This window comes from Alienimonas chondri, from assembly GCF_013036045.1.
Taxonomy (GTDB): Bacteria; Planctomycetota; Planctomycetia; order Planctomycetales; family Planctomycetaceae; genus Alienimonas; species Alienimonas chondri.
This window is the reverse complement of record NZ_WTPX01000218.1, coordinates 1-5,696: the sequence shown is the minus strand read 5'-3', so window position 1 is coordinate 5,696 and position 5,696 is coordinate 1. Positions and strand designations below refer to the sequence as shown.

6 protein-coding genes are annotated in these 5,696 nt (G+C 68.1%); all 6 read right to left on the bottom strand.

Translation table 11 applies throughout. The features are described from left to right. Positions 1-226: 226 nt before the first annotated feature. Positions 227-925 carry a class I SAM-dependent methyltransferase gene (locus tag LzC2_RS19835; RefSeq protein WP_206678820.1) on the bottom strand — a complete coding sequence of 233 codons (699 nt, stop codon included), beginning with the start codon at positions 923-925 and terminating at the stop codon, positions 227-229. Positions 926-1,149: 224 nt separating this feature from the next. Then, complete coding sequence (locus LzC2_RS19830) at positions 1,150-1,689, bottom strand: hypothetical protein (protein WP_171189767.1); 540 nt, start codon at positions 1,687-1,689, stop codon at positions 1,150-1,152. 8 nt (positions 1,690-1,697) lie between these two features. Then, positions 1,698-2,117, bottom strand: coding sequence for a VOC family protein (locus LzC2_RS19825; RefSeq protein WP_171189766.1), 420 nt, complete (start codon positions 2,115-2,117; stop codon positions 1,698-1,700). Between the two features lie 126 nt (positions 2,118-2,243). After that, a complete protein-coding gene (locus LzC2_RS19820; protein ID WP_171189765.1) occupies positions 2,244-2,879 on the bottom strand; it encodes a hypothetical protein in 636 nt (211 codons plus the stop codon). Between the two features lie 55 nt (positions 2,880-2,934). Then, complete coding sequence (locus tag LzC2_RS19815) at positions 2,935-3,870, bottom strand: sugar phosphate isomerase/epimerase family protein (protein WP_171189764.1); 936 nt, start codon at positions 3,868-3,870, stop codon at positions 2,935-2,937. Positions 3,871-3,958: 88 nt separating this feature from the next. Next, positions 3,959-5,696, bottom strand: a 1,738-nt coding sequence (locus LzC2_RS19810) for a DUF1559 domain-containing protein (protein ID WP_171189763.1), incomplete at its 5' end; no start/stop codon positions are given.

Genomic DNA, 5,696 nt, shown 5'->3' with positions numbered 1-5,696 from the left:
CCCCCAAACCGATCGCTTCGAACCCCCCGCCGCCGAACCCCGCCGCGCTGTCCACGCGGGATCTCTATGATCTGGCCCGCCGCCAAGGCATCCGCGGACGCTCCCTGATGACGCGGGACGAACTGCTCGCCGCCCTGGCCAAGCCGGAAGAACCTCCGGCGTGGGGCTAATCTCCGAGGCGGGGCTGGGGAGACGGGAGTCCGCGACGCTTGCTTCACGCAGCGGTCTACTTCACGCAGCGATAGACGAACGCCGGCGGGGCGTTCCGCCAGACGACCGGCGAGGCGCCGACCTGCGTGAAATGTTCGCCCAGCAGCGCGCGGAAGCGGCGCCCCGCGGGCAGCACGGCGCCCTGCACGTAGGCGAAGGTCGCGAACGATCCGCCCGGCTTGAGGTGGGCCAGCGTGGCGGTCATCAACCGGTTCTGGAGATCCGGCGGGAAGGCGGCCCACGGCAGGCCGCACAGAATCGCGTCCGCGGGGCCGAGGTCGCGGCGGCTCAGTTCGTCCGCCACGTCGGTGACGTCCGCATGGGCGACGTCCACGTGCGGCAACTCGTGTTGCAAACGGGCCACGAACGCCGGGTCGCGTTCGACGGCGAGGAACTTCGCCCCGGGCTTCAAACGGTCGGGCACGCAGCGGGTGAACGGGCCGGTGCCGGGGCCGAACTCCAGCACGCACTCGGCGGCGTCCCAGTTCACGCTGTCGAGCATCGCCTCGGCGAGAAACCGACTGCTCGGCGCCACCGCCCCCACCGCCCGCGGGTTGCGGAGGAAGCGTCCGAGGAACTGGAGAGGCGCCGGTACGGACCGGACCGGGGCGGAGGCGTCGGACATGACCGGAGCGTACCGGCCGGCGACGTGCGAGACGAGGTCTGCCGCCAGCCCGAGCAGGGTGATCGCAAAGTCCGACGTACCGTGTGGCATGCTCTCACGCCGGAGTGAAGCGCAGCGAAACGCAGGTGGGTGAGCATGGAGGGCGACGCTCGTCTGCTTCTCCGCGATCGAGCGTCGCTCTCCATGCTTACGCCGCGGCGCTGCGTCACGGGGTTCCGGCAAGCTCTGTCGCGGCGAAAGCATGCCACCCAATTGGGTGAGTCGACCAGGCTACACAGCCTCGGCTCGCGCCTCGGGCTGCCGGGCCCTGCTGCTCACCAGACCCATTCTGAAATCGCGATCCACGCGATGATCGCCGCGACCCAGAGCGCCGCAGTCCCCACGGCGACCCACGCCGCTCGAACCGGGTCGGCGCCGCGGCGTAGGGCCGCCCAAGCGACCCACGCTGCCGCCCCGTGCGTGGTTCCCGCAGTCGTCAAAAGGGATGTCCACAGCAACGCCCAGAACGGAGGCGAAATTAAAGGGGGAACGGGTCCGTAGAAGAAATGATTGATCAGGAACGCGGCCAGACCGTTGGCAAGCAGCCCTCCCATCCCGCCGACGACGCACAGGCCGGTTCCCCACTTTGCGGCGTCCACGCGGCCGAGTCGCCGTTCCGGCGACCGACGTAGGAAGAACCGATCGGCCGTGTACAGCAGCGCCGCGGCGACCCAGACTGGCAATGCGATCCAGGAAAGTCCCCATAGCGCCCGGACCTCCGGCACGCTCGGCGGGCCGAGGAACCGCCACAACAGCAGCAGCGCGACCAACGCCACGCCGGCGGCGATCATGCGGACGGGGGGAGGGTTCTTCACATGCCCCGTCACGCCTGCGAGTGCAGGCCGATGGTGTTGCCTTCGGTGTCGTGCAGGATGGCGATGAAGCCGTAGGGGCCGATCGACATTTTGGGCTGCAGCACCGTGCCGCCGGCCTTCGCCGCGCGCTCGGCGTCGACGGCGCAGTCCTCGCAGCTGAAGTACACCAGCGTGCCGCCGTTCCCGCCGGGGACCGGACCGTCGCCCTCCATCTTCACCAGCGCCCCGGCGGCGCCGGGGGCGTGCAGGGCCATCGGGAACGCCCGCATCTCGATCGACGGACCCTCTCCGCCGGGCACCCCGGACATATCCAGCGTCTCCAGCGTCACGGCGAGGGTCGCTTCGTAGAAGGCGACGGCGCGGTCCATGTCCGAGACGTAGATCTCGAACCAACCGACGGCGTTGATGGGCGAGGCGGCGTCAGACATCGCGGGGGTTCCTGTGGGGGACTCGGGGGAGAACGGCCGACACCTTGCGCCGCGGCAACAGGCTGTCAAGCGTACACTATGAAGGGTTGGGGGAAGCGTCCTTCGGTTCGACGCGATGCGACGGCGTCAAACGTAATACGCCGTCTCGAACCACTCGACGGCCCAGCCGTCGTCCGTACGGCGGAGCAGGTAGTAGCCTGTCGCCCCGTGCGGCGTGGGCGAAGGGATGAACCGTACCAAGGCGGATCGTCCATCGGTCGAATAGCCGGGCCGCCAGAACGTGACGATCGCTTTAAAGTCCGGGAAGGAAACATCATCCATAAAGGCGTTGTAATGGCTTCCCGGTTCGAACTCGCCGACAGTCACCGTCGGCGATTCCAGACCCTCAGCGGGCAGGGCCGTCGGCTTCGCGTTTCGGTCGTAAAACGACGCCAACACGCCGTCCGGCAGCGTGCGACCGCGGATGTCGACAGAGATCTGGGTTTCGTCTATCCCCGAGCGTCCGGCTGCAAGCGATTCATTTGAAATATACAGCGTGACTCCGTCGCCTGAGGTCCACAGGGCGTCGTCGCCTGTCCGTTTCGCCATGTGCTGCAACACGGTCCGAAACACCGCCAGATCGTCTGCCTTCGGGTCAGCCTCGTCGGCGATCGGGGCCGGCTCGTCGGCGATCGGCTCGTTGACTGGGATCGGCTTCTCGGCGGGGTCCGGCTTGCCGCAACCAACCAGCAATAGCAAACCCAGCAGGGGAAAGTAACGCATCGAGAATCCTTGAAGGCGGCGATCGAGTGGACGATGCGGCGCCCGACCAATTCCGTCAACTTGCCGGCCAGTACGGCCGCAGCACGTCGCGGCTGATTTTTAACGCCAGCTCCACGTCCTCGGGGCTGCCTTCGAACGCGCGGTCTTCGACCTCCACGCAGACCGGGCCGCGGTAGCCGACCTCATATAAGAGACCGGCGAAGCGGCCCCAGTTCACCTCGCCGAAGCCGGGGAGCTTGGGGGTGTGATAGCGCTCCGGGTCTTCCAGCGGGGCGAACTCCTGTCGAGCGGCCCGGTCGATCCGCACGTCCTTGGCGTGGGCGTGATGAATGCGGTCGCCGAACTCCTGAATGGGCAGATAGGGGTCGAGCCCCATCCATAGCGGATGCGACGGATCGTAATTGAGTCCGAAGCATTCGTCCGGCAGATCCTCGAACATCTTTCGCCAGATCGCCGGGCTATACGCGAGGTTCTTCCCGCCGGGCCACTCGTCGCCGGCGAAGCTCATCGGGCAGTTTTCGATCGCTAGTTTCATCTCCCGCTCCGAAGCCCGGGCGACCAGCGGGCCGAACGTTTTTAAGAACTGCGGCCAGTTCTCCTCGACGCGTTTAGACGGGTCGCGGCCGACGAACGTATTGACGACTGAGACCTCCCCCGTCGACTCGGCGAGCAGCGCCGCGGCGTCGATCAGGCGTTCTAAATGAGCGACCGCCGCCCCCGCCGCGGCCGGGTCGGGGTCCAGCGGGTTCGGATAATACCCCAGCCCGCTGATCGCCACGCCGGCGTCCGTGGCCTGCTTGGCAGTCTCCGCCGCGTCGGCTTGGGAGAACCCTTCCGCCTGGAGGTGGGCGACGCCGGCGTAGCGGCGCCGCTCCCCGCCGGCGGGCGGCCAGCACATCAATTCGACGCAATCATATTCAAGGCGGGCGGCGACCTCGAAGACGCCGGCGAGGTCGTGATCCGGCAGGATCGCGGAGACGAATCCGAGCATGAGAGACGGCTTGAAACGAGAAAGGGCGGCGACCGCACAGGGTACGGTCGCCGCCCGCGGTTCTCCTCCGTCCGCTTTCCGTCCGGCGTCAGCGCCGGGGACGGACGCCCGGTTGCTCGTAATCCACGCCCTCACTGTCGTACGGAGAGGGCGCCGCCTCCTTCGTCTCGGGCGGCGCGGCGACGTCGCGGCCCTGCGGCCGCGGTTGGGAGAAGTTCACGTCGACGATCTCCCCGCCGCTGCGGGTGAACAGGCTCTTCAACATCGTCGCATCGACCGCCTCGCTGATGAACCGGACCGCGCCGTCGCCGAACGCCGCTTGGAACCCGCCGCGATCGAAGCCGCCGAACTGGGCCGGGTCCACCGGTTCGGTCAGGTCGAGCGTGATGTCCTCCGGCTTCGTCCAGGGGATCGGCCGCTTGGCGTCCACGACCATCAGCGTGTTGGAGGTGCCGTCGCGGATGTCGCGGAAGCCCGAACCGGCGTTCCGTTGCCCCCACTCGCCGCGGGGCTTCCACAGACTCGGGACCTCGTCGTCCTCGCCCAGCACGGCGAAGTAGCTGGTGAACGGTTCGGTCCGGGCGTCGGCGGCGTGTCTGAAGACGGAGGGCATCGCGGCGAGGACGGCGGCGTTCGCCGGGTCGTCCCACGGCTTGGTCTTGTCGTACTTTTCATAGAGGTCCACCTGATCGAGGAACGGCAGCAGTTCGACCCGCCAGCTGCGTTCCACGCCGTTCTGCACGATGACGGCCGGCGGGAAATGCTTGTAAGCCGCGTGATAATTGTGCATCGCCAACGCGATCTGCTTGAGGTTGTTCTGGCTCTGCGCCCGCCGGGCGGCGGCACGGGCCTGTTGAATCGCGGGCAGCAGCAGGGCGACGAGGACCGGGGCGGAGCTATCCGCGGTGGCCGTCAGCATGGTGCGAGGCCCGTCGGGCTCGACCGAGGCGGAGTCGAGCACCTTGCGAGCCGCGCCGACCGCCATCGCGATGCCCATTTGCTCCTGCGGGCCGCCGCCGGCGAGCGCGGGGGCGGCGTCCAGGGCGTTGCCGACCATCGTCAACGCCGCTCGCGTAGTCGCCGCGACGCGCTCGGCGCTCGCTTCATCCGGCGATTCGGCGAGGAAGACGGTCTCCACGTCGCCGGTTCCGCCCATCGACAGCGACATCGCGACGCCGTCCGTGTTCGAGACCAGCGGACGCAATAGCGGCACCATCCACATCGCGTCGGCGCCGTCCGAGGTCTGAACCGAACGATCGATCTCCTGAAGAACCACCGGCCGAATCGCCTCCACGTTCAGATAGATCCGCGCCACGGACGGATTCTTAAACACGCCGCCGACCGTCTTCAACAGCGGCAGATCGACCGCGGACCGTTCCGGCTTCGTCAGTTCGTTCATCCCGCCGGGGGAGAACAGCAGCGTGCGGGCGTCGACCTTCTTCACCGGCAGGCGTTCCTCCATGCCGCTCTCGAAGGAACGGTCCGCCATACCGGCGACAGAGGGCGCCGGCGCTTCGCCGACGGTGCGAATGACGAACACCGGCGGCGTCGGCGGGCCGTTCCCGTTCTGGACGAGGCGCGGCGCGTACATCGCCACCCGTTCCACGTCGTCGAAGCTCAGCCCGAAGGTCTCCCGCAGCTCGGCCTCCGGCCCGTCGTCGGCGCGGAGCAGGGCCATGATCGGCGTCAGCGTGGGGTCGTTCAGCAACGCCTTCGCTTCCAGCACGCCGACCAACTGGGAGTCCGCCGGGACGTACGCCAGCACGTCGGGGACCTCCGCGGCCGGGATGTTCGGCGGTCCGGGCAGGCCGATCGGCGTGCCGGTG